At 69.4% G+C, this 25,056-nt stretch carries 14 protein-coding genes and 2 tRNA genes; 7 read left to right on the top strand and 9 right to left on the bottom strand.

Going from position 1 to position 25,056, the window contains the following annotated elements; all coding sequences use genetic code 11:
* Window positions 1-23: 23 nt before the first annotated feature.
* Window positions 24-191 (bottom strand): hypothetical protein, encoded by a 168-nt coding sequence (locus MRB58_RS03105; protein ID WP_244780250.1) that lies wholly within the window; start codon window positions 189-191, stop codon window positions 24-26.
* Window positions 192-391: 200 nt separating this feature from the next.
* Here MRB58_RS03105 and cysS point away from each other — a divergent pair, with 200 nt between their 5' ends.
* On the top strand, window positions 392-1,750 hold the full coding sequence (cysS, locus tag MRB58_RS03100; protein WP_244781879.1) for a cysteine--tRNA ligase: 1,359 nt from the start codon (window positions 392-394) through the stop codon (window positions 1,748-1,750).
* A 6-nt stretch (window positions 1,751-1,756) separates the two neighbouring features.
* On the opposite strand, the gene MRB58_RS03095 is transcribed toward cysS, so the two are convergent.
* The 4 genes from MRB58_RS03095 to MRB58_RS03080 all read right to left on the bottom strand — a co-directional run bounded on the left by MRB58_RS03095 (window position 1,757) and on the right by MRB58_RS03080 (window position 6,221).
* Window positions 1,757-2,470: a class I SAM-dependent methyltransferase gene (locus MRB58_RS03095; protein WP_244780249.1), complete on the bottom strand. Its 714-nt coding sequence runs from the start codon at window positions 2,468-2,470 to the stop codon at window positions 1,757-1,759.
* 101 nt (window positions 2,471-2,571) lie between these two features.
* The gene (locus MRB58_RS03090) at window positions 2,572-3,174 is read right to left on the bottom strand and encodes a TIGR00730 family Rossman fold protein (protein ID WP_244780248.1); all 603 of its coding nucleotides are present in this window, start codon (window positions 3,172-3,174) and stop codon (window positions 2,572-2,574) included.
* 77 nt (window positions 3,175-3,251) lie between these two features.
* Complete coding sequence (locus tag MRB58_RS03085) at window positions 3,252-3,515, bottom strand: hypothetical protein (RefSeq protein WP_244780247.1); 264 nt, start codon at window positions 3,513-3,515, stop codon at window positions 3,252-3,254.
* A gap of 153 nt (window positions 3,516-3,668) precedes the next feature.
* A complete protein-coding gene (locus MRB58_RS03080) occupies window positions 3,669-6,221 on the bottom strand; it encodes a cellulase family glycosylhydrolase (protein WP_244780246.1) in 2,553 nt (850 codons plus the stop codon).
* A gap of 261 nt (window positions 6,222-6,482) precedes the next feature.
* Here MRB58_RS03080 and MRB58_RS03075 point away from each other — a divergent pair.
* The 5 genes from MRB58_RS03075 to MRB58_RS03055 all read left to right on the top strand — a co-directional run bounded on the left by MRB58_RS03075 (window position 6,483) and on the right by MRB58_RS03055 (window position 16,539).
* Window positions 6,483-6,556: transfer RNA gene (locus MRB58_RS03075), tRNA-Cys, on the top strand.
* 69 nt (window positions 6,557-6,625) lie between these two features.
* Complete coding sequence (locus tag MRB58_RS03070; protein ID WP_244780245.1) at window positions 6,626-7,294, top strand: protein-L-isoaspartate O-methyltransferase; 669 nt, start codon at window positions 6,626-6,628, stop codon at window positions 7,292-7,294.
* Window positions 7,295-7,591: 297 nt separating this feature from the next.
* On the top strand, window positions 7,592-8,887 hold the full coding sequence (locus MRB58_RS03065) for a TolC family outer membrane protein (RefSeq protein WP_244780243.1): 1,296 nt from the start codon (window positions 7,592-7,594) through the stop codon (window positions 8,885-8,887).
* A gap of 282 nt (window positions 8,888-9,169) precedes the next feature.
* Window positions 9,170-12,796: a calcium-binding protein gene (locus tag MRB58_RS03060; protein ID WP_244780242.1), complete on the top strand. Its 3,627-nt coding sequence runs from the start codon at window positions 9,170-9,172 to the stop codon at window positions 12,794-12,796.
* Between the two features lie 563 nt (window positions 12,797-13,359).
* Window positions 13,360-16,539: a S8 family serine peptidase gene (locus MRB58_RS03055; protein WP_244780241.1), complete on the top strand. Its 3,180-nt coding sequence runs from the start codon at window positions 13,360-13,362 to the stop codon at window positions 16,537-16,539.
* Between the two features lie 69 nt (window positions 16,540-16,608).
* On the opposite strand, the gene MRB58_RS03050 is transcribed toward MRB58_RS03055, so the two are convergent.
* The 3 genes from MRB58_RS03050 to MRB58_RS03040 all read right to left on the bottom strand — a co-directional run bounded on the left by MRB58_RS03050 (window position 16,609) and on the right by MRB58_RS03040 (window position 22,380).
* Window positions 16,609-19,773, bottom strand: coding sequence for an efflux RND transporter permease subunit (locus MRB58_RS03050; protein ID WP_244780240.1), 3,165 nt, complete (start codon window positions 19,771-19,773; stop codon window positions 16,609-16,611).
* Window positions 19,770-21,458: an efflux RND transporter periplasmic adaptor subunit gene (locus MRB58_RS03045; protein WP_244780239.1), complete on the bottom strand. Its 1,689-nt coding sequence runs from the start codon at window positions 21,456-21,458 to the stop codon at window positions 19,770-19,772. The genes MRB58_RS03050 and MRB58_RS03045 overlap by 4 nt, the downstream gene beginning before the upstream one ends.
* 211 nt (window positions 21,459-21,669) lie before the next feature.
* Window positions 21,670-22,380, bottom strand: coding sequence for a GntR family transcriptional regulator (locus MRB58_RS03040; protein ID WP_244780238.1), 711 nt, complete (start codon window positions 22,378-22,380; stop codon window positions 21,670-21,672).
* Between the two features lie 395 nt (window positions 22,381-22,775).
* Here MRB58_RS03040 and MRB58_RS03035 point away from each other — a divergent pair.
* Window positions 22,776-22,849: transfer RNA gene (locus MRB58_RS03035), tRNA-Gln, on the top strand.
* A gap of 143 nt (window positions 22,850-22,992) precedes the next feature.
* Here MRB58_RS03035 and MRB58_RS03030 read toward each other — a convergent pair.
* Window positions 22,993-25,038: a bifunctional diguanylate cyclase/phosphodiesterase gene (locus MRB58_RS03030; RefSeq protein WP_244780237.1), complete on the bottom strand. Its 2,046-nt coding sequence runs from the start codon at window positions 25,036-25,038 to the stop codon at window positions 22,993-22,995.
* Window positions 25,039-25,056: the final 18 nt, after the last annotated feature.

The following is a 25,056-nucleotide window of genomic DNA, read 5'->3' as shown; positions in this document are numbered from 1 at the left end:
CGAACGGCCCCGACCGGCATCCTTCAGCCGCGGTAGCCGGCCAGGTCCTGCGTATCGCAGCCGATTTGGCCGATGGTGCAACGACCCCCGTCCGCGAACGAGTGCGAATTGCTGACCGCCACGTAGACGGGTCCGACGATCAACATCATCAGGATCGTGAGCGCGGCCATCGCGCCGACTGTCTTACCCATAGCTGGCAACCCCAATCTTCAGATGCGTACCCGCTGAATTCAATCCGAGCGTGTAACGCGTCGTTCACCTCGTCATACGCGGGATGGGGCGGAGGGGCAATGCGTTGGCGTCAATACCAACGCTCGCTTAGGGGATGGGGTGTATTTCCCGTAAAGAGATTGTTGCGGATGTGGGCCCGCCGGGATACCGCGTCGTCATGATCGACATCGCCCTCTACGACACGCGCAGCCGCGCCAAGGCCCCCTTCGTCCCCCGTGACCCCGGGGATGTGCGGATGTATGTCTGCGGGCCGACGGTCTATGACTTTGCCCATATCGGCAACGCGCGGCCGATCATCGTCTTCGACGTGCTGTTCCGTCTGCTGCGGGCCACATACGGCGCGGCGAACGTGACTTACGTGCGCAACGTCACGGACGTGGACGACAAGATCAACGCCCGCGCGGCCGAGCGCGGCATCTCCATCCGCGACCTGACCGAGGCGACCCTCGCCGACTTCCATGCCGACATCGCCGCCATCGGCTGCCTGCCGCCGACGGTGGAGCCGCGCGCGACCGACAACATCGCCGAGATGCGCAGCTTGATCGAGCGGCTGGTCGAGCGTGGCCACGCCTATGTGGCGGACGGGCACGTCCTCTTCGCGGTGGGCTCGTTCGATGGCTACGGCGCGCTGTCGAAGCGCTCGCTGGACGAGATGCTGGCGGGCGCGCGGGTCGAGGTCGCGCCCTACAAACGCGATGCGATGGACTTCGTGTTGTGGAAACCGTCCGCGCCGGGCGAACCGGGGTGGCCGAGCCCCGCCGGGATCGAGGGCGAGGGGCGGCCGGGCTGGCACATCGAGTGCTCGGCGATGGCGCACCGCTACCTCGGCGAAGAGTTCGACATCCACGGCGGCGGTATCGATCTCGCCTTCCCGCACCACGAGAACGAGCGGGCGCAGACGTGCGCCGCGTTCGGCCATCCGGAGATGGCGCGGGTGTGGATGCACAACGGCTTCCTCCAGGTGGAGGGGCGCAAGATGGCCAAGTCCGAGGGCAATTTCATCACCATCCGCGACGCGCTCGCCATGGCGGACGGCGACACGCTGCGCCTCGCGATGCTGATGACGCAGTACCGCCAGCCGATCGACTGGACCGAGCGCCGCCTCGACGAGGCGCGCACGATGACGCGCGCCTGGGCCGCGGCCGAAAGCGCCGACGGGCCGCCGGACGCCGCCGTGCTCGCCGCTCTCGGCGACGACCTCAACACCCCGCTCGCCGTGACGCGGCTCGCCGAGATGGCCCGCGCCAAGGCGCCGGGGCTCGCCGCGAGCGTGGCGCTGCTGGGCATCGACCTCGCCCGCGTGCGCGCCGCGCAGGAGGCCGTCGAGGCGGATCGCGCGGCCGGCTTGACGATCGACGTCGAGGCACTGATCGCCGAGCGGGTCGCCGCCCGCGCCGCGAAGGACTTCGCCCGCGCCGACCGGATCCGCGACGAGCTGGTCGCCGCCGGAATCGTGCTGATGGACGGCAAGGACGCCGAGGGCAAGCTGGTCACCACCTGGACCTTCGGCGCGTCCTGAGCCGGCTCATCGAGGCTTGCGCCACTCCATGACGACGAACCACGGGACGCGCCGGTAGCGCGTCGCGGTGGCGTCGTCGCCGCGGGGCTGCGGCTCGGCGAAGTGGGTGAGGGTGAGGCCGGCGCCGAGGAAGGCGTCCATGGTGGCGCTCATCGGCCGGTGCCAGTTCTTCACATGGATCCCGCGCCAGGAGAACCACGCGGAGCGCGCCTCGAAGTACCGGTCGATGGCGAAGACGGGGGTGCCGTCGGCGCCCACGGTCCAACCGCCGTCGCTGGCGGTGAAATGGGCCGAGAGGTTCGCGGCCAGGATCCGTCCGCCCGGCACCAGGACGCGCGCCATCTCGGCGACCGCGCCGACGTGGTCGTCGATGTCGATCAGGGTGAGGTAGGCGACGACGAGGTCGAAGGCGTCGTCCGCGAAGGGGAGACGCTCGCCATGCCCGGCGAGGTAGAGCCCGCCGGGGTGGCGTGCGCGGGCCGCCTCCACCATCGCCGGCATCGGGTCGAGGCCGACGGTCGCGACGCCGTGGCCGGCGAGGCGGCGGCAGAAGCGGCCCTCGCCACAGCCGACGTCGAGCATCGTCCTGGGCGTGGCTGCGAGCGCGCGAGCGGTCATCGGCTCATCGAGGACGATGCGGCGGCTCCAGTCGCCGGTGTCGCCGTCCATGTCGGCGATCCAGGCATCGGCGGAGGCGGTCCAGCCGTTTTCGTCACGCATGGCAGCGGACCCGTGGTGCAGCGAATAGGGAGGGAGGTCGCGGCGGGGAGAAGGGCCGGCCGGGTCGGCCGGACCGTTCAGGGTGCAGTGCGCGCGGCGGATCACATCCGGCGCAGCGTCGCCTCTTTGGGCGTGCGTTCTTCGGCGAGCGCCTCGTGGCGTTCGGTCAGCATGGGCACGACTTCGGAGATGGTGTCGACCACATCGTAGGAGACGTCCCATCCGGGGCGGATGAAGCCGGCGTCGACCATGTGGTTGATGATGGCGTTGAGCGGGCTCCAGAAGTCCGCCACGTTGGCGAGCACGATGGGCTTCTCGTGCCGGCCGAGCTGGGACCAGGTCATCATTTCGACGACCTCTTCCAGGGTGCCGATCCCACCGGGGAGGGCGACGAAGCCGTCCGCGCGCTCGAACATGAGGCGCTTCCGCTCGTGCATATCCTCGGTGACGATCAGCTCGGTCACGTCGGTCAGCATCACCTCGCGGTCGTGCAGGAAGCGGGGGATCACGCCGACGACGTGGCCGCCCTCCTGCAACACCTTGTGGGCGATGCGGCCCATGAGGCCGAGCGATCCACCGCCGTAGACGAGCGTGATCTCGGCCCGCGCGAGGGCGGTGCCGAGTTCGTCCGCGGCGGCGGCAAAACGCGGGTCGTGACCGGTGGCCGACCCGCAGTAGACACAGACGCTGTTCATACCGTTCATCGCGCTAGGCTAGCATGGCCGAAACGATCGCGCGACGCTGATGATTGCGCCTTATGCTGCCTGAATCAGGGCAGATTTCACTGCGCGGCGGGGACCGCCTCGTCGGCCGCACTCTCTGCGTCGTCGGCGGCGTCTTCAGCCTTGTCGGCGGCGTTTTCCGTGGCGTTCGTCACGCTGTTGGCTGCGTCCTTCGCAGCGTCGCCCACCTTGTCGGCCGCATTCTCGATCGCGTCGCCCGCGTTCTCGATCGTCGTCTCGTCGAAATAGCCGAGGTAGTAGGCACCACCGGCCGCGATCAGGGCGACGATGATGATGGTGATGATCGTGTTCGTCACGTTCATGGAACGCTCCAGGACTAGGGCCCTTGCCATCGGGTCCACAGGGTGTCAGCCGGGCAGCTCGTCTGCGCACGGCAAGGCCGAACGGCGCCCGAGGACGCACGTCTCTGCTCACCAATGCACGAGACGCTCAAGCGTTCACCATGAAATGCACCTTTATTGTACAGTCAGGGCAAAATCCGCGGCGCCGACGAGCTGGTCCAGCGCGATCCCGCCGGCTGTGGCGATGAAACCGAAGTTGATCGTCTCGCCCGGGCCGATCTCCCCGTTCCATTGCGCGTTCTCGAGGGTCACCCGCTCGCCCTCGTCGGCAACGACCGCCGCGCTCCAGATCTCCGAGATGTCGAACGGCAGGTCCATCGCCAGCGTCCAGGCCTCGACGGGGTGGTCGGACACGTTCTTCAGGATGACGTTGAAGAGCGATCCGGACCCCCAGTCCTCTTCCAGGATGAGTTCGATGGTGAGCTGGGTCTGCGCGGTCGCTGCCTCGCCGGTGACGCTGCCGAGCGGGCCGTCTCCGGCGAGCTGCGCCTCGGCGCCGCCGTTGCGGATGGCGGCGCCGTCCGCCGCGGTCAGCTCCAGCGTGAAACGCTGCACGCCGGGTTCGATGGGGACCTCGAGATCCACCTGGCGGGCGCCGGCGGGGATCACCGCGGAGTGCGCCGTGCGGCTGCCGTCCGCGCCGGTGAGGGTGAAGTCGATCGCCACGTCCTCGGCGGCGGGGGCGGAAAGGACGAGGCGGAAGCTCGCGGCCTCGGCCCCCTCGGCGAAGACGGTGTTGGCGACGTCGAGCATCGGCATCGCAGCCGGGCGGCGGGCCGTGCCGCGCTCGTCCTCGGTGATGACGCCGGTGCCGGACGCGCGGCTGCCGCTACCCCCGCCCAGGACGAGGTAGAAGAACGTGTCCCCCTCCGTGTCCATGTCGGGCAGGATGGGAACGGAGACGGTCTTCTCGCGCTCACCCGTGGTGAAGGTCAGCGTGCCGGCGGTGGCGACGTAGTCCTCGCCGGCGGTCGCGGTGCCGTCGGTGGTGGCGTACTTCACCAGCATGTCGTTCGGCGCCGGCCGGTCCAGCGAAACCACGAAGTCCGCCGTGACCGGCGAGGCGGACGCGTCGAGTGCGACGGGCGGTTGCGTCTCGCCCAGAAACGGCTCGAGCAGGCGTGCCACCTCGGGGCGCACGGTGGTCCAGTCGTCGGCGAACAGGCCGCCGGTGTCGCCCGAATTGGGGTTGAGCGACCACCAGAACCACGGCAGGCCGAGGTCGGCGATGTAGGCGCTCAGTTCCTCGGCCCAGGCGAGGTCCTGGTGGGTGGCGAGGAAACTGCCCCACTCGCCGATCAGCACGGGGCCGATGCCGTCCTTGACGATGTAACCCCAGTTCTTGTCCCACACTTCGGGCAGCGACCGGCCGTCGTTGAACCAGGGCTGGTCGTAGACCGAGGGCGGATAGTCGTGGATCGAGTAGACGAGCTTGGCCGGGTCGTTCAGCGCCACGGGATGGTCGCGCACGCCCTGCAGGTTGCCGCCCCACCAGTAGCCGTCCCCGTCGTAGACGGAGGTGCCCTCGACGATGATCAGCCATTGCGGCGCGATCTGTTGCACCGCGTTGCCGATGCGCGCGGCCGCGGCCGCCCAGTCGGTCGCCGAGCCGTCGCCCCAGGTCGCCATGTGCGGCTCGTTGATGAGGTCGGCGCCGATGACGGCGGGCTTGTCGGCATAGCGGGCGGCCATCGTGCGCCACTCGGCGATGACGTCGGCCTCGGTGCGGCCGTCGCCGTACCACAAGCCGTTGTCGTTCGGCCCGCCGCCGGGATTGCCGCGGTGATAATCGAGGATGACGCGAAGGCCGATGGTGTCGGCATAGTCGACGATGGCGTCGAGGATCTCGAGGCCGTCGAGGCCGGCGAGGTCCGGGTTGTAGCCGAAGTCGACGCCAGAGACGGTGCCGCCGGTGGCCGCCAGCTCCCCGGAGAAGGGGATGCGCAGGGTGTTGAAGCCGAGCGACTTCACCTCGTCCATCATGCCACGCCAGTTGCGGGCCCACAGGCCGTGGGCGACGAAGATGTCGGTCTCGAAGCCGAACCAGTTGATGCCGTTGATCTCCACCGGCTCGCCGGCCGCGTCGACGATCGCGGTCCCGCGGACCGAGAAGGCGCCCGGTGGGAAGGCCGCGAGGTCGACCGCCTCGCCCGCGGGCTCGACGACGGTGGGGCCGCTGACCGCGATGGCGACGGCGGGCGGTCCGGGCTGGGCCGGCTCGGGTGCCGGCTCGGGTGCCGGGGCGGGCGTCTCGGCCGCGGTGGCGGCCGGCGGGGTGCCGGGGGTGGGGACCGGGCCGCCTGCGACGGGCGGCGGGGCCGGCACCCCGGCTTCGGCGCTCGCGTCGGCGACGTCGGCGGCGAGCTCGATCTCGGCCCCCAGCAGCGCGAAGGGGCCGCCGCCGTCGATCTCCATGCCGAACTGGACCGCGGTTCCGGCGCGCACGAGGTGGTTGTAGTCCACCGCGCCGACACGGTAACGCGTCCCCTCGTTGGACAGCACCACCGCGTTCCAGATGTTGACGATGGTCCCGCCCGCATCGAGCTCCACCTGCCAGCCGTTGACCGGTTCCAGCGCCGACAAGGTCACGTCGACGACGGAGCCGGTCTGCCAGTCTTCGCGGATGGTGGAGGTGAGGCGCGCCTCGTCGGAGACCAAGTCCGTCATGGGGTGACCCTCGTTGTCGGGCGCCGCGGCCGATATGCGGCAGTACGTTGAGAGTTAGCCTGTCGCCCAGGGGCGCAAAAGCGTTTTGAGCGCCTTCCCCCGATCCTCGCCCTCGAGCGGCGAAGCGCCGGGCCGTGGGGCCGTGGGTGGGCGGCGATCGGTCGCCGGGGCGCCGCGGATCGGGCGGGGCTTGTGGCGAGACGAGATGGCGCCCAACTCAGGCTTGCCGTCATGCAGGCTTTCGCGTATCGAACCGGCTGCGGCGACGTGGCGGAGTGGTTACGCAGCGGACTGCAAATCCGTGTACGCCGGTTCGATTCCGGCCGTCGCCTCCACTTGATCCGGCGCGGTGGTGGCCTCGCCGGTGCCCTACGACGTGGGCCGGACCCGCGAGGAGAACGACGATGGGTGACGAGGCTGTTCTGCGTACGCGGATGGTGAACAACCAGCTTCGTACGTTCGACGTCACGGACCATCGGGTCCAGGACGCGGTGCTCTCGGTCCCGCGCGAACAGTTCGTCCCCGCCGACCAGCGCGCCATCGCCTACTCCGACGAAGCACTCCCGATCCTGCGCGATTCCATCGGCCGCCCGGTGCGCACGATGACGCGTCCGGCGATCCTCGGCCGCCTCATCCAGCTCGCCCAGCCGAAGGAGGACGACGTCGTCCTCCTGGTGGGGGCGGGCCTCGGCTACACGGCCGCGGTCCTCGGCCAGCTCGCCGGCTCGGTGATCGCGCTGGAGTGCGAGGACAGCCTCGCCGACAAGGCCTCCGCCGACCTGGAAGAGGACGTCTCCAACGTCGTCGTCGTCAGCGGCCCGCTGGAGGCCGGCTGGCCGAAGGAGGCCCCCTACGACGTGATCTTCGTCGACGGTGCGATCCTGGTGGAGCCCACGGCACTGACCGAGCAGCTGAAGGTCGGCGGCCGCCTGGTCGCGGTCTACGGCGAAGGGCTCTCCGGCCGGGCCCAGATCTTCACCAAGGGCGAGCACGGCGTCTCCATGCGATTCGCCTTCAATGCCGCGGCAACCGTGCTGCCGGGCTTCAAGAGCGAACCCTCGTTCGTCTTTTAGAAACCATCCACAGTTTGCTCCGGCGCGACAGGGGCGCAATCACAGGCATTTGTGATCACGCGGCCACGCGAGCTTCATTGTTCGTTCATTTGTCGTTGCAGGAAAGACGCACCTGCGCGTAGCCTGATCGTTCTGACCCGTCCGGTCGGAACTCGACTCTGGCTCAACGAATTGCCCTGACCGTAGAACATGCTCAGGTTCGTTGAGGACGAGAGCATGCCAAGTCGTATCCGAGTTTCAGCCTTGGCCGCGGTCACTCTGGCCGCAGTCTGCGGGACGCCGGCGTCGTCGCAGACGATGACCGAGTCACTCGCAGCGGCTTATTCCACCAACCCCCAGCTCAACGTCGCCCGCGCCCAGCTCCGCTCGGTCGACGAGGACATCGCCATCGCCCGGTCACAGAACCGGCCGCTGGTGGAAGGCTCGGTCCAGTACCTGACCTCCACCACCCAGGTTCACGGCGCCCCGCTCGTCGCCGGCCACACCGCCAGCAACACGCTGGGCTTCTCGCTGCAGCTGACGCAGCCGATCTTCCAGGGCTTCCAGGTCCGCAACTCGATCCGCCAGGCCGAAGCCTCGGTGCTGGCGCAGCGCTCCGAGCTCGAGGTCACCGAGCAGGACATCCTCCTCCAGACGGCGGTGTCCTTCCTCGACGTGCTGCTGTTCCGCCAGATCGTGAAGCTGCGGACCGACGATGTGGAGTTCCTCGGCGAGCAGGTCCGCGCCGCGCGCGACCGCTTCGAGGTGGGTGAGGGCACCCGCACCGACGTCTCGCAGGCCGAGGCCCGCCGCGCCGAGTCGCAGGCGCTGCTCAACGCCTCGGAGGCCAACTACGAGGCCGCCCGCGCCACCTACCAGCGCCAGACCAACCTCGTCGCCAACAACCTGCGCGACAACTTCAACGTCGAGCGGCTGCTGCCCAAGTCGCTGCCGGACGCGCTCAACGTCGGCCAGCAGCGCCACCCGGCGATCATGGCCTCGCTGCACAATGTCGACGTCAACATCTTCAACGTCGCCACCCTGGAAGGTCAGTTCCTGCCGAGCCTGGGGGCCACCGCGTCGGCCAGCTCCACCTTCCAGACCGTCGGCCGCACCGAGCGTACCGACGACGCCCGCGTCGGCCTCAACCTGACGATCCCGATCTACCAGCGCGGCCTCGTCTCGGCGCGGGTGCGGCAATCGAAGGAGAGCCTGGGCGCGGCGCGGCTCCAGGTCGACGTCAACCGCAACATCGTGCGCCAATCGGTGGCGACCTCGTGGTCGAGCTTCCAGTCCTCGGTCCGCTCCATCCGCAACGCGCAGACGGGCGTGTTCTCGGCGCAGCTCGCGCTGGAAGGCGTGATCGAGGAGCAGCGCGTCGGCCAGCGCACCACGCTCGACGTACTCGATGCGCAGCGCGACCTCATCAGCGCGCAGATCACCCTCGTCAACGCGCAGCGCGACAAGGATGCGGCGGCCTTCCAGCTCCTGTCCAACGTCGGCCGGCTCAACGTGACGGCGCTGGGCATCAACGTCGCCGCCTACCGGCCGGAGGAGCACACCGACTCGGTGCGCAACAAGTGGTACGGCGCGGGTACCCCCGACGGCCGCTGACCGGCGGCCACGGTCCGGACGATCTTTCGAGCGGCGGTCCACCGGGCCGCCGCTTTTTCGTGCCTTCATACCCCGTGCGACGATCCGGCTCGATAAGTTGTGCCGTTCGATCTTTTCAATCTAAGGGTGATATGGTCTGATGCGCCTCCATGAGACGAGGCGGCGCATCGGGGCGACCCGTTGGTCGACGTGTTCGCCGCGTCCGCTCGGGGGTCGGCACGGGCCGGGGCGCAGGGTGCGCCGTGGTGCCGGGCGGCCCCGCGCCGGGGAGCGCGCACTGACTTGGCCACGATCCATCCCAGCAACACCGGCGATGCGGGCGACAACCTGATCCTCGCCGCCAACCCCGCCGCCGGCGACACCTTCTCCGGCGGCGACGGGTTCGACACGCTGCTCCTCGAGACCGCCAGCCTCGAGGTCGTCGAGGTCGACTTCGTCAAAGGCCGGCTCGAGGTCGACCGGGTCCGCTCCAAGGTCGCAGGCTTCGAGGGGTTCCTGTACGAGGGGCAGGCGGCGATCAGCATCATCGGCACGGACCGGTCCGACTCGATCACGACCGGGTCCGGCAACGACACCATCTTCGCCGGCTATGGCGACGACACGGTCCGCTCGCGCGGTGGCGACGACAGTGTGCACGGCACCTACGGCGAGGACGACATCCGCCTCGGGTCCGGCAACGACTCGGCCATCGGCAGCTACGAAGACGACACGATCTACGGCGAGGGCGGCAACGACACGATCCACGGCGGCTTCGACGACGACCTCCTGATAGGCGGCGACGGCGACGACAGCATGCTCGGCAGCTACGATCGCGACACCTTGCAGGGCGGCGGCGGCCGCGACTGGCTGGATGGCGGAGCGGGAGACGACCTCGTCCAGGGCGACGCCTTCGACGACACGCTCTTCGGCGCCGCCGGGCAGGATACGCTCGACGGCGGTTCCTCCGCCGACGTCCTCTACGGCGGCACCGGCAACGACCTCCTCCTGGGCGACAACGGCACCGACACGCTCTTCGGCGAGGACGGCGACGACACGCTGCAAGGCGGCGCGGCCGAGGACAGCCTCGACGGCGGCCTGGGCGACGACGACATCGACGGGGGCACCGGGCTCGACACCCTGCGCGGCGGCCTCGGCAACGACACGCTGCGCGCCGGCGGCGACCTCGGCGAGAGCATCTTCGGCGAGGACGGCGACGACACGCTGTTCAAGAACGCCGACGCCGGGGCCGACGGCGTCGTCTGGGACGGCGGCCCGGGCAGCGACACGCTGGAGTGGGCGAACGGGGCGAGCGCGGCCGCCGGCTGGTCGGCCGACCTGGAGGCCGGCCGGATCGAGCGCAACGGCGTGCGCTACGACATCCTGATCGACATCGAGAACATCACCATCCACCACGACGCGCCGGTCACCGGCAGTCGCGGCAACAACGTCATCACCGCGGTCGGCGACTACGCCAACATCCTCGTCGGCGGCGGCGGCGAGGACACGATCGACGGCGGCGGCGGGTCGGACACCATCATCGGCGGCGGCGGCCCCAGCGTCCTCAACGGCGGCAGCGGCAACGATTCCATCACCGGCGGCGCCGACCGCGACACCATCGACGGTGGCTCCGGCAACGACACGGTGGTCGGCAGCACCTTCCGCGCGGCGGACATCTACGGCGGCGGCACCGGCAACGACCTCCTCATCAAGAACGACGGCACCGGCGCCGCGGCGGCCACCTGGAACGGCGGCCCCGGCATCGATACCCTCGAATGGTCGGCGATCGACCTGCCGGTCGACAACAACTGGGCGGTGAACCTCTCCTCGGGCGCGATCGAGTATCAAGGCGAAAGCCGCGACATCCTGATCGACGTCGAGAACGTCACCGTGCACAACGGGGCGACGCTGATCGGCGACAATGCCGACAACACGCTGCGAAGCGTCGGTGACTTCGCCACCACGCTGTCCGGCGGCAACGGCGACGACAGCCTGGACGCCGGCGACGGCGACGACGCCCTGGTCGGCGGCGCCGGGAACGATACGCTGAACGGCGGCGGCGGCGCCGACACGATGAACGGCGGCGACGGCAACGACACCTACGTCATCGCCGCGACCGGAGACACGATCATCGAGTCGTCCGGCAACGACACGGTCCAGACCTACCGCGACTACACCCTCAACGACGACATCGAGAACCTGACGCTGCTGGGCGCCGTCTTGGTCGGCATGGGGACGAACGTCGCCAACGTCATCATCGGCAATGCGCAGGCGAATACGCTGACCGGCCTCGCCGGCAACGACAGCCTGGTCGGTAACGACGGCAACGACACGCTGGACGGCGGCACCGGCGCCGACACGCTGGACGGTGGCGGCGGCATCGATTCCATGACCGGCGGCGACGGCAACGACACATACGTGATCGACCGCATCGAGGACCTCGTGATCGAGAGCGCGAATGGCGGGACGGACACCATCGCCACCACCCTCGACGGCGTCACACTGCCGGTGAATTTCGAGCACCTGACGCTGCTGGGCAGCGCGATCACCGGCAGCGGCAACGCCTACGACAACTACATCGTCGGCAACGGCACCGGGAACGTGTTGCGCGGGCTGGACGGCGACGACACCATCGTCGGCGCCGGCGGCGACGATACGCTGGACGGCGGCGAGGGCTTCAACACGCTCGAAGGCGGGGAGGGCGACGACTACTACATCGTCATGCGCTCGACCGACGTGGTGCGCGAGGTGGCCGGCGAGGGCCGCGACACCGTCGGCGTCTATTTCGACTTCACGCTCGGCAACAATATCGAGCGGCTGGAGCTGCTCGGCAGCGCGACGACCGGGATCGGCAGTGCCGACGACAATACGCTCCTGGGTAACGGCCTCGCCAACACGCTCTTCGGCAAGGCCGGCGACGACTATATCCTCGGCCGGGGCGGCAACGACACCATCAACGGCAACGACGGCGACGATACGATGATCGGCGGGCCGGGGGACGACGAGTACACCGTCTCCTCCGTTGACGACATCATCACCGAGGCGGTGAACGAGGGGATCGACCTCGTCTACGTCTACCGGGACTTCACGCTCGGCGACAATGTCGAGAATCTGACCATCCTGGGGTCCGGCGCGCGGGCCGGTACGGGCAACGCGCTCGCCAACATGCTGGTCGGCAACGGCAACGACAACAACCTCCAAGGCATGGCCGGGTCGGACACGCTCGACGGCGGCGCCGGCAACGACACGCTGAACGGCGGTGCCGACGCCGACACGATGATCGGCGGCGCCGGCAACGACGAATACGTCGTCGCCGTCAACGGCGATCTGGTGGTGGAGGCGGCGGGCGGCGGCACCGACCACGTCCTCTCCTACAACCCCAGCTACACCTTGCCCGATCATGTCGAGAACCTGACACTCGGCTCGACCACGCCGGTCGGCACCGGCAACGACCTCGCCAACGTCATCAAGGGCAACAGCGGCCAGAACCGCCTCTACGGCGAGGGCGGTGCCGACTACATCACCGGCGGCGGCGACAACGACACGCTGATCGGCGGCCCCGGCAACGACACGCTGATCGGCAACTCCGGCCAGGACCGGATCACGCTGGGCAGCGGGGCGGACCGGCTGCGCTACGTCTCCTACGGCGACTCCGGCGCCACCCCCTCGACACGCGACATCATCACCGACTTCTACCGCAACGAGGGAGACAAGATCGATCTCTCCGCCCTCGACGCCGACCGGACCACCAGCGGCGATCAGGCGTTCGAGTTCATCGGCACGCGGCCGATCACCAAGGCCGCGCAGATGAACTACTACAGCTTCAACGGCACCTCGATCCTCTACATCAATGTCGACGACGACCTCGACATCGAGTTGCAGATCCTCTTCAGCAACAACTCCTACCTCACCGGCACCGACTTCATCCTCTAGTCCGAGCCCTGTCCCCGCGAGTTCGGGGAAGGGCGCGGGAGGGGGGCGGGGCCGGTGCGGGGCCGTCTTCGGCGTGTCCTGCAGCCGGACCGGGGCTGGCCTCTGGCTGACCGGCGCGCCAAGCCGCCCGGCGCCGCGGGCCATTCGTTTGGCGAAAAACAGCTTCGCACAATCTTGGTCCCCTAGCGTCGTCCTCGGGTTTCGAGGGCGGTGGAGGGTGGTACGGGGGGGATACGAACCCACCGTTGCGCCCCGCGCGCCCCCGCCGCCCGACGGGGTGAACCTCGAGCGTCTCCGCCGATCGGTCGTGATCGGTCGGGCCCGGCCGCTCGCCGCCCGTGGGATCAGAGAATGTCGGAGCCGTGCCCGTCGCAGGGCCGGCCGCCCCCGTGCGGCCGGAGGCGATCGCGTGCGCCTTCGCCGGCCACCGCCGCGCACGCTCCATCCCCCGGTCCGCCCCCACGAACACCGATCGCCGGCACGGCGACGTCGTCTCGAGGTGGTGCGTCGCTGGCCCACGGCCCTCCGGGCATCGGCCGCCCGCACGCAACAGGAGTGCGCGGATGACCATGCGCCCAGAAGATCTCGACCCCGCCATCTCACCCACGGCGCAGGCCGGTCGCGACGGCGCGGCGCGCGAGGACACCGCCGCACCCATCTCGCCCGCGGACGACCCCGGCGGCGTCATGCTCGACGTCGTGCCCGCCTCCGACCCCTATTTCACCGCGCAGTACCACCTCGCCAACAACGCCGCGGGCCAGCGTGACCTGCACCTCTTCGACGGGCGGACCGCGGTGTGGGACGACGTCACCGGCATGGGGGTGCGTGTCGCCGTGCTCGACGACGGGGTCGACTACCTGCACCCGGACCTCTTCGCCAACTACGACTTCAGCCTCCAGGTGCGCGGTGTCGACGGCTATCATCCCGACCGCGACGGGGCGCACGGCACGGCGGTCGCCGGCATTATCGCCGCCCAGCGCGACGGGGCGGGCGCGGTCGGCGTCGCGCACGACGCGCGGCTCGTCTCCATGCCGGGGATCCCCGCCTCGGACCTCTCCGGCGACGGCCTCGCCGGCATGCCGACGATCTCGCTCGCCGGCGCCTTCGGGAATTTCGCCAACTACGACGTCATCAACAACAGCTGGGGTTACATCACCCCATTCTACGATACGCCGTTCAACCCCAACCAACGCGCCTACCACGACACGCTGGTCGACGTGATCGACGCCGGGCGCGGCGGACTGGGCGGCATCATCGTGAAATCGGCCGGCAACGGGCGCGGCGCGCTCGACAATACCGCCGGATCATGGACCACCGCGTTTGAAGGGACCATCGCCGTCGCCGCGGTGGAACGGGACGGGCGCGTCACCCACTACTCGACCGAGGGGGCGGGGCTGCTGGTCTCGGCCTTCGGCGGGCCGGTCCCGGGCGACGTCGTCACCACCGACCGCACCGGCGGGCTCGGCTACGACCGTTCCTATTACGGCGACGACGTGACGTCGCAGTTCAACGGCACGTCGGCGGCGGCGCCCATGGTGACGGGCGTCGTGGCGCTGATGCTGGAGGCCAACCCCGACCTCGGCTACCGCGACGTACAGGCGATCCTCGCCGCCACCGCCCGCCACACCGGTGGCGACAGCTTCGACGACGGCGGCCTCACCGGCGCCGAACGCTACCAGTGGGACATCAACGGCGCCGACACCTGGAACGGCGGCGGGATGCACTTCTCGGAGGACTACGGGTTCGGTCTCGTCGATGCGCTGGCCGCGGTGCGGCTGGCCGAGAGCTGGCGCCGAACCGGCGGCTACGACGACCGTCTGGTGATCGCCGACGTCGCCTCCAACGAGGGGAGCGTGACGATCGACGACCTGTCCACCACGTCGATGACCTTCACCATCGCTGGCCACATCGAGGTGGAGCGGGTCGAGATCGACCTCGGCCTCGCGCACACCTGGATGAGCGACCTGGAGATCCAGCTCGTCTCACCGGACGGCACGGTGAGCGAATTGATGCGCGACAATTTCGGTGCCGCCGGCGTCACCGACTACGGCGCGCAGGACCTCACGTTGACCAGCAACGCCTTCCGCGGCGAGCTGAGCGCCGGCACCTGGACGCTGGTCTTCACCGACGACTACTTCGGCGATCCCGGCAGCGCCGCCAACGCCGCGCTCACCATCATCGGCCGTGACGCCGCGAGCGACGTCTACGTCTACACCGAGGAGTTCTCCGACTTCGCCGATGGCGGCCGCCGGGTGCTGGCGGACACCGACGGCGGGGTCGACGAGATCAACGCCGCAGCGGTCTTCTCCGACAGCGTCGTCCACCTGGAGCCCGGCCGCGCGGGGACGATCGACGGGGTGGCGTTCGAGGTCGCCGCCGGGTCGGTCATCGAGCATGCGGTGACCGGGGACGGGGACGACCGGCTGACCGGAACCGCCGGCGCCAATCGCCTCGGCGGTGGGCGCGGCGACGACACGCTGGACGGTGCGGCCGGCCATGACACGCTGGACGGCGGTGCGGGCGACGACCTCTACCGGATCGACAGTGCCGGCGACCGGATCGTCGAGCGCGCCGGCGGCGGGATCGACACGGTGGAGACCACGGTGAGTCTGGCTTTGCCGGACCATGTGGAGCGGGTGCTGTTACAGGGCGCGGCCGCTTGGGCGCGGGGGACAGCGGACCGGAACACGATCCTCGGCAGCGGCCGCGACAACCGCCTCTTCGGCGAAGGCGGCGACGATTATATCGCCGGCGGGGCGGGGAACGATTCGCTCGACGGGGGCGGCGGCGCCGACCGCATGCTCGGCGGTGCGGGGGACGATCGCTACGTCGTCGGCAATGCCGGCGATATCGTGCGCGAGGAGGCCGGCGCCGGGTTCGACACGGTGAGCACCTACGTCGACTTCACCCTCGGCGCCCATGTGGAGCGGCTGGAGCTGCTCAACGCCGCGCGGTCCGGCACGGGGAACGACGCGGCCAATACACTGGTGGGCAACGCCCTCGCCAACCCCCTGAGCGGCGAGGCGGGCGACGACTACATGCTGGGCGGGGGCGGGGGCGACACGCTGAACGGCGGCGCCGGCAACGATACGATGATCGGCGGCGCGGGCGACGACGTCTACATCGTCGGCCTGCGCAACGACGTCGTCGTCGAGGCGGCCTCGTCCGGCTACGATACGGTCGTCACCTACGCGCAGACCTTCGTGCTGGGGGACAACGTGGAGCGGATGGAGTTCCGCGGCGGCGCCCGTGCCGGCTACGGCAACGAGCTGCGCAACACGATGATCGGCAACGACGGCGCCAACGACATCCGCGGCGAGGGCGGGGCGGACCGGCTGTTCGGCGGCGGCGGGCGCGACACGCTGGTCGGCGGCGCCGGCGACGACACGCTGACGGGCGGCGCGGGATCCGACCACCTCGTTCTGGGCGAGGGGGCCGACACGGTCGTCATCGGCGCGGGCGATTCGGGCTACGGATTCGCCCGGCGCGACATGGTCCGCGACTTCGTCCCCGGAGAGGACCGGATCGACCTCACCGCGCTCGATGCCGACGCCGGGCTGGACGGGGACCAGGCCTTCGCCTTCGTGGGGACGGGGTCGGTCGCGGCGGCGGGGACGGTCGGCTTCGCGGTGTATGGCGGCAGCACCATCGTCAGCGTCAACACCGACGACGACCGCGCGATCGAGGTGCAGCTCCAGCTCAACGGCGTCACCACGCTCGGCGCGGATGATTTCATCCTCTGACCCCGAACGCGAAAGGCCCGCCCCGGAGCGTCCGGGGCGGGCCTTTGGTTCGTGTCGCGAGGGGCCGGGTTACTCGGCCGGGGCGCCGGCCGATGCGGGCGGGGTCGCACCGCCGCGCTCCACGGTGCGCTTGTTGTTGCTCACCGTGTCGCCGAGCCACTGGAACATCACGTAGAGGCCCGGGATGAAGATGATGCCGATGCAGGTGGCGGCGAACATGCCGCCCAGCACCGTCGTTCCGAGCACAAAGCGCGAGACGGCGCCCGCACCCGTCGCCGTCACCAGCGGAACCACGCCGAGGATGAAGGCGAAGGCCGTCATCAACACGGCGCGGAAGCGCATCTCGGCGGCTTGCCGGGCGGCCTCCACGCGGGTGTGGTTCGCCTCGCGTGCCTCCTTGGCGAACTCGACGATCAGGATCGCATTCTTCGCCGCGAGGCCGACCAGGAGCACGAGGCCGATCTGGACGTAGACGTTGAGCGCGATGCCGAAGGCGGAGATCGCCGCGATGGCACCCAGCGCCGCGATGGTGACAGAGCCCAGCACCGCGAACGGGTTCATCCAGCTCTCGTAGAGGCCGACCAGGAAGAGGTAGCCGAAGAGCACCGAGAGGCCCAGAAGGATGCCCAGCGCGTTGCCCTGACCTTCCGACTGGTAGGACATGCCCGTCCACTCGAAGCCGTAGCCGGGCGGCAGCGTCTTGGCCGAGATCTCGGCCATCGCCTCCATCGCCTGCCCGTCCGAGTAGCCCTCGGCCGCGCTGCCGTTCACACCCGCGGTGATGAACTGGTTGTAGCGGAAGGAGAGGTTCGGACCGAGCGTGAAGCGCGGTGTCGCCAGAGTGGAGACCGGGACCATGTTCCCGTCCGTCGAGCGGACGTAGATCTGGTTGAGGTCGCCGATCGACTTGCGGTAGGGCGCGTCGGCCTGGATGTTCACCTGGAAGGTGCGGCCGAGATAGGTGAAGTTGTTCACGAACTGCGAGCCGAGCTGCGCCTGCAGCGTCTCGTAGAGCGAGGAGATCGGCACGTTGAGGCTTTCGGCCTTGGCGCGGTCGACGTCCAGGTAGACCTGCGGCACGTCGGCCGAGTAGCTGGAGTAGGCGCGGCCGATGCGCGGGTCGGCGTTGGCGGCGACGAGGAGCGAGCGCAGCGTCTCGGTCATCTCCTGCGGTGTCTGCCCGGAGAGGCCCTGGAGCTGGTAGGCGAAGCCGCCGGCGGTGCCGAGGCCCGGGATCGGTGGCGGCGGGAAGGCGAAGACGTTCGCCTCCGGGATCGCCGCGAACTTCTCCGAGAGGCCGGCGTAGATCGCCCGGAGGCTCAGCTCGGGCGTCGTGCGCTCGTCCCACGGCTTCAACACGATGACCGCGAGGCCGGAGCCGGAGTCGGGCGCGCCCGTCAGCAGGCTGTAGCCGGCGACGGTGATGGTGTTGGCCACGCCCGGCTGCGCCTGGGTGATGTCGGTCACCCGGTCCATCAGTTCGAGCGCGCGGGGGAGGGCGGCGCCGGACGGCAACGACACGTCGACGAAGAGCGCACCCTGATCCTCGTTGGGGATGAAGGCGGCGGGGACGCGCTCCAGCATCAGGTAGGAGGCGCCGCCGGCGGCGGCGATGGCGATCCCCGCGATCAGCGAGCGCCGCGCGATCATGCCGACCAGTCCGACATAGCCGGAGCGCACCTTGTCGAGCCCGCCATCGAAGAGGCGCAGCGGCAGCATCTTCTTGGTGTTGGCCTTGAGGACCAGGGCGCAGATCGCCGGCGACAGCGTCAACGCGTTGATCGACGACAGGAAGACCGCGGCCGAGATCGTCACCGCGAACTGGCGGAAGAGCTCGCCGGTGATGCCGGGGAAGAAGGCGACCGGGCCGAAGAGGGCGAACAGCACCAGCGTGGTCGAGATGATCGGCCCCTGCACCTGGCGCATGGCCTCCAGCGTCGCCTCGCGCCGTTCGAGGCCTTCCTCCTCCATGAGGCGTGAGACGTTCTCCACCACGACGATCGCATCGTCGACGACGAGGCCGATGGCGAGCACCACGGCGAAGAGGCTGATGGTGTTGGCCGAGAAGCCGAACGCGGCGAGGATGAGGAACACGCCGATCAGCGAGACCGGGATGGTCGCCGCCGGAATGATCGTCGCCCGCAGATTGCCGAGGAAGACGAAGGTGACGATCATGACGATGACGGCCGTGATGCCGAGCGTCATGATGATTTCGTTGATCGAGGCGGAGACGAAGAGGGTCGAATCGTAGACGACCTCGTACTTCAACCCGTCGGGGAAGCGCTGCGACAGCACCTCGAGCTGGGCGCGCACGTCCTTCATCACGGCGAGCGCGTTGGCACCCGGCGCCTGGTAGACCGCGACCGAGGCGGCCGGCTGGTTGTTGAGCTTGGAGATGGCCGAGTAGGTCTGCGCGCCGAGCTCGATCCGGGCGACGTCGCGCAGCCGCACGATGGCCCCGTCCGCCCCGGTGCGCACGATGATGTTGCCGAACGCCGTCGGATCGGGGAGCTGGCCCTGGCCGGTGATCGTGTACTGCACCTGCTGGCTGTCGCCGATGGGCGGGCCGCCGATGGTGCCGAGCGAGGCCTGGATGTTCTCCGACTGGATCGCCTTGACGATATCGTCGGTGGAGAGCTGGACCGACGCGAGCTTGAGCGGGTCGAGCCAGATGCGCATCGAGTAGTCGAGGCCGCCCAGCAGCGTCGCGTTGCCGACGCCGTTCACGCGCGAGAGCGGGTCGCGCACGTTGATGGTCGTGTAGTTCGAGATGTAGATCGGGTCGAACGAGCTGTCGGGCGAGAAGACGTTGATGACGCCCAGCATGTTGGTCGACTGGGCCTGCACCGTGACGCCGAGCGCCTGCACCGTCTGCGGCAGGAGGGCGAGCGCCTGGGAGACGCGGTTCTGCGTGTTCACCTGGGCGATGTCGGGGTCGGTGCCGATATCGAAGGTGACGCTGAGCGTGTAGGTGCCGGAGGAGGAGGCGGTGGAGGACATGTAGATCATGTCTTCCACGCCGTTGACCTGCTCCTCGATCGGGCCGCCGACGGTATCGGCGATCGTCTCGGAGTCGGCGCCCGGATAGGCCGCCGTCACCTGGACGACCGGGGGCGTGATGTCCGGGAACTGGGCGACCGGCATCGAATACAATGCCAGCGCACCCGCGATCGTCATGACGAGTGAGATGACGATCGCGAGCCGGGGGCGATCGACGAAGACCTTCGAGATCATTGGGTGCTAGCCGTGCCGCTGGAGGACGACGAGGCGCTGCCGGCCGTCGAGGTGGAGGTGGAGGCGGGGCTCGCGGAGCCGGAGGCGCCCGACCCGCCGGCCGCCCCCGCGGTGCTCGACGAACCGGCGACGGCGGGGTTGGTCGCTTGCGTGGGGCTCACCTCGATGCCGGGCTGCACCTTCTGCAGGCCCTGCACGATGACGATCTCGCCGGCGGTCAGGCCGTTGGTGACGGGGAAGCCGTTCTCGATCTGCGGCCCGGTCTGGATCCGCCGGACCTCCGCCTTGTTCTGTGCGTTGAGGACGAACACGTAGCGGCCCTGCGCGTCCTGCAGGACACCGGAGACCGGGACGACCGGCAGCACCTGCCCCTGCGCTTCCTTGACCGTGACGTTCACAAAAGCGCCGGGCAGGAGGACGCCGTTGGGGTTGGGGAAGTCGGCATAGATCACCAGCGAGCCGGTGCTGGCGTCGATCTGGTTGCTGGCGAAGCTGATCTTGCCGTCGTGACCGTAGGTCGTGCCGTCCGACATCATCAGCTCGGGGGTGAAGAGATCGGCTTCCGCGACCTTGTCCTGCTCGCTGGGCTGGGGGACGGCGGGGGCGGTGGTCGGGTTGTTGGTGGTCGTCGCCGCCGTATCGCCGGCCGTGCTGTCGCTGGCCGCCGTGTCGCTCGGCGTGCTGTCGCTCGTCGTGGCATCGCCGGGGGTGGCGGCTTGGGTGCCCGCGTCGGTGCCGGGGGCTGCGGCGGTGTCCGTACCGGCCGGCGCGCCGGCGTCACCGCTGGCCGGCGTGCCGGCGTCCGTGCCGGCCTCGGTGCTCGAGCCGCTGCTCGCAGGGGGCGTGGCGGCGGCGCTCTGGTCGGCGGCGGCCGGCTGTGCCGGTGCGTCCGCCGGGGCGGGGTGGGCGGCGGCGCCGGAGGCGGCCTGACGTTTGGCCGCCTCTTCGGCGACCTTGGTGAACAGCGTCTCCGGGATCGAGAAGGCGACGCGGATCGGGTCGATCTGCACCACGTTGGCGATCGTCCCGCTCTGCGTGTTCACGAGGTTGCCCTCGGTGATGGCGAGCAGACCGATGCGCCCGTCGATCGGTGAGACGATATCGGTATAAGAGAGGTTGAGCTGCGCGGTCTGGACGTTCGCTTCGGCCTGCTGGATGGCGGCCTTCGCCTCCTCCACCTTGGCTTGCGACACGTCGCGCTGGGCCTGCGCATCGTCGGCCTGCGCCTGGCTGACGACCGAGCGCTTCAGCAGGTCCTGCTGGCGTTGCAACACGACGTCGGCGTTCTTCAATTGGGCCTGCGCGCCGCTCAATTGCGAATTGGCGGCGGCGACCTGGGCCTGCGCGTTGGCGAGCGCGGCCTGGTATGGCGCTTTCTCGATCTGCATCAGCAGCTCGTTCTTCTGCACCATGGAACCTTCCTTGAAGTTGACCGTTTCAAGGAAGCCTTCGACGCGGGCGATCAGGTCGACCGATTGGATCGCCTGGACACGACCGACGAAGCGATCACTCCGGGTGACGTCCTCGTTCTTGACGGCGGTCACGACGACGGCGGGGGGCGGTCCCGCGCCCGGCTGGCTCTGCGCGAGCGCAGGTGAGCCGGCAGCGAGCAGGGTCGCGACAGAAGCTGCCACCCGCCACGACGAGCGGACGGGCATGGCGACGGACGGCGGTCGGAATGTCATGTGGCGGCTCTATCGAACACTCGGGTTAAACATATGAGATGTCGAGCCCCACTGGGATTGGCCCGCGCAGTGCACACTGCCGCCCCGTCCCCCCCGTGACAACCCGAAGCACCACTTTGCGGACACACTATCGCACAATCTCCCCGTCCTGATGACGCAGCGGTGTCCGGCGCGGAGTGGGGTCTCCGTCCCGTTCCGCCGGCGGCTCGGGCTAGGCGCTCGCCTTCGGGCGCGCGTCCGCCTCGGCCCGGTGACCCAGTTGGGCGACGAGGCCCGCGCCCCCCTCCATCAGGTCCGCCTGCACCGCCTTGCGCACGTCCGCCCCGTCGCGGCGGCGCAGTGCGTCCAGCACGTTGAGGTGCTGGTGGCGGCCCGGATAGGTCGGCCGCGCGTCGGGGTAGAGCGCGTTCATCAGCGGGCCGTTGCGCAGCCAGATGCCCTCCAGGATGGCCTGCAGCTCCGGCATCTGCGCGGCCTGAAAGAGGCTCGAGTGGAACTGCCAGTTGGCGCGGATCGCCTCGCGCCAACTGCTGCTCTGTTCCGCCGCGATCAGTGCCGTGTGGTGGCGCTCCAACTGGCCGATCTCGTGATCGGTGATGCGTGCGGTGGCGCGCTCGCCGGCGAGGCCCTCGAGGAGGATGCGGATCTCGCGCAGCTCCAGATATTGTTCCAGCGTCAGGCCGGCGACGGTGATGGAGCGGGCCGCCTGCATCTCGAGCCCGCGCTCGCGCACCAGCTGCATCAGGGCCTCGCGGATCGGCGTCTCGGAGACACCCATGCTTTCGGCGAGAGCGCGGATCTTGAAGCGGTGCCCCGGTTCGAACTGCCCCTCCAGGAGGGCGGTGCGCAGCCGGCTGTAGACACGCTGCGTGAGATTATGGCGGACTACGGTGCCCAGAGGGGCGCTGTCGCGTTCCAACATCCCTGGTCCTTTCCATCGAAATTGATCGTGAAGGCCCAAAACTCCAGGCGCGAATGTGCATGGAGGCGCGGAAATATCGCCGCCGCCCCGGAAGAGCGACGGTGGTTCGGGCAACGAGAGCGCCCACAATACTCCCAGGGTAAGGGTCAGTTTGCGACATTTCGCAAGTGGTGAAGCAAGCCGGCGTGGTAATTCCGGCGCCTGCCGTCCGCGGCAGGGTGTCGTCGATGGCCGTCCGATCCGTCATGGCGGATGCCGTCGCGTTCGGCGCGAGACACCCACTTGACGCGGTCATGCCCGCCCGATAGAGGGAACGGCATCCCGCTGGATCTGCGGCGTCTTATCGGACGACTGTGGGTCGCATTCCCAAAACCCAACGGTTTCTGCGGGGTTCTTGGGGGATAGTTTAACGGTAGAACAGCGGACTCTGACTCCGTTAGTCCAGGTTCGAATCCTGGTCCCCCAGCCACTTCCCGAACATTCGCTCCCGACCGAACGCCCCTCGCCTCCGGCGCGCCTCGCCGCTCGCGCTTTGCCGCTCGCACCGGTGGCGGGCTCTTCGGCGCGCGGCAATTCGCGCCCGGCGTCGTTCGCCGCGGCCTGGCGGTGGTGTCAGCCGGCCGCCAGCAGCAGGGGCGGCGGGCCGCCGTGGGGGCGGCGCAGGAGCAGCGGGGGCACCGCCTCGGCCGCGACGGGGGCGCCGCAGAGATAGCCCTGCAACTCGTCGTAGCCGGCGCGGCGGGCGAAGCGGCGCTGCTCCTCCGTCTCGATCCCCTCGGCGACCACGGTCAGATGCATCGCCGCGCCCATCGCCGTGATCGTGCGCAGCACCTCGCAGACCCCGGTCGACAGCTCGATGGAATCGAACAGCGAGCGGTCGACCTTCAGCTTGTCGAACGGGAACTTCCACAGGTAGTTGAGGCTCGAGTAGCCGGTGCCGAAGTCGTCCAGCGCGATCCCGACTCCGAGCGATTTCAACGCGGTCAATTGGCGCGTCACGATGCCCTCGTTGGCGATCAGCAGCGACTCGGTGATCTCCAGATGCAGCCGCTCCGGCGGCAGGCCCGAGCCGGCGAGGGCCTGGCTCACTGTCCCGACGATGTCCTCGCTGAACTGCTGCGCCGACAGGTTGACCGAGACGGCCACCGGCACCGGCCACGTCGCCGCGGTGCGACACGCCTCGTGCAGCACCCAGGCGCCCAGCCGCGGCATCAGCCCCATCGCCTCGGCCACGGGAATGAAGTCGGCCGGCGCGATCGACCGGCGGCCGAGGCGCGCGGGGAGGCGGGCGAGCGCCTCGAACGCGGTGATCCGACCATCCTCGGCACTGCAAATCGGCTGGTAGTTCATCTCGAACGCGCCGGACTCGATCGCCTGGAGCACCACCATGCGCATGTAGTTGCGCGCCTGCACCTCGTCGCCCATCGATGCGGCGAACGTGACCTGGCGGTCGCGACCCGCCTCCTTGGCGCGGTAGAGGGCGATGTCGGCGAACTTGGCGAGGTCCTCGGCCGTGACCGCGTGTCCGGGCGCCAGCGCGGTACCCACCGACAGGCTGACCTTGACCGCATTGCCGTCCACCTTGCGCAGCGTGCGGACGCTCTCCACCAGCTGTGCGCCGAACACCTCCGCCTCATGCGGCGAGGTGACGTTCGACTGCAGGACCGCGAACTCGTCGCCGCCGAGCCGGGCGACGAGGCCGTTCTCGTCCACCAGCGCCAGCAGGCGCTGGGCGACACGCTGGAGCAGCTTGTCGCCGGCCGGGTGACCCAGCGTGTCGTTTACGGCCTTGAACCCGTCGAGGTCGACGAAGTGGAGGGCGATACTGCTGCGCGCGGCGAGGTCGACGGGGAAGTGCCGGTCGAGCACGTCCTGGAAGAGGTTGCGGTTGGCGAGGCCGGTCAGGCTGTCCTTGTGGGCGAGGACGAGGATCTGCTCGTCGCTGCGCTGCTTGCGCTTCAGCAGGACCGCGACGACGATGCAGTTGGCCAGCGCGATGCTCGCCAACAGCCCCGTCAGCATCATGGTGCCGAGCATCTCCCCCTCGTAGAGGCCGATCGCGTCACTCTGGTCGATCATCACGACAATCGACCCGTTGTTGCGGCTGATGCTGGCGAGCGGCAGCGAGATGCGGGCGATGATCTGGGCGCGGCCGTCCGCGGTGTCGCGCAGGATGTCGGCGCGGCGCACGGTCGTGGCGTCGGCCAGCGCCGCATCGGGCAGCGGCACGGGGCTGGCCGCGCTGTGCGCGAAGAGCTGCTGGCCGAGCGAGCCGTAGACCGCGAAGCCGAGAAGGCCGGCGGTGTGGGTGATGGCTTCGAGATAGGCGCGGTCGGCGGCAGGCAGCGCCTCGCCCGTCAGGATGTGGGCGAGCACGTCGGTGTCGGCGAGGGCGGCGCGCACCCACTTCTCGGCGGTGAACTCCGCGGTCTCGATCAGTTCGTCCTCGGCGGCGAGGTAGGACCAGGAGCAGATGGCGAGGAAGGTGGCGACGACCAGCGCGCCGCCAATCGCGTTGAGCACGAAGACGCGGCCCATGCCATGGCGCCGTTCGCCGGAGACGCCGAAGGGCGAGCGTAGCGACCGCAGCCTGCGCGTCATGAACCTGCCGCGCTCGGCGCCGGTTCTGGCGCCGCCAGGAGGGAGTGTCGCGCTCATCGTGCCGGCTCCGTGCGG

It is taken from the genome of Acuticoccus sp. I52.16.1, from assembly GCF_022865125.1.
Classification (GTDB): domain Bacteria; phylum Pseudomonadota; class Alphaproteobacteria; order Rhizobiales; family Amorphaceae; genus Acuticoccus.
The sequence above is the reverse complement of the archived record's forward strand: the minus strand, read 5'-3'. Positions and strand labels throughout refer to the sequence as shown.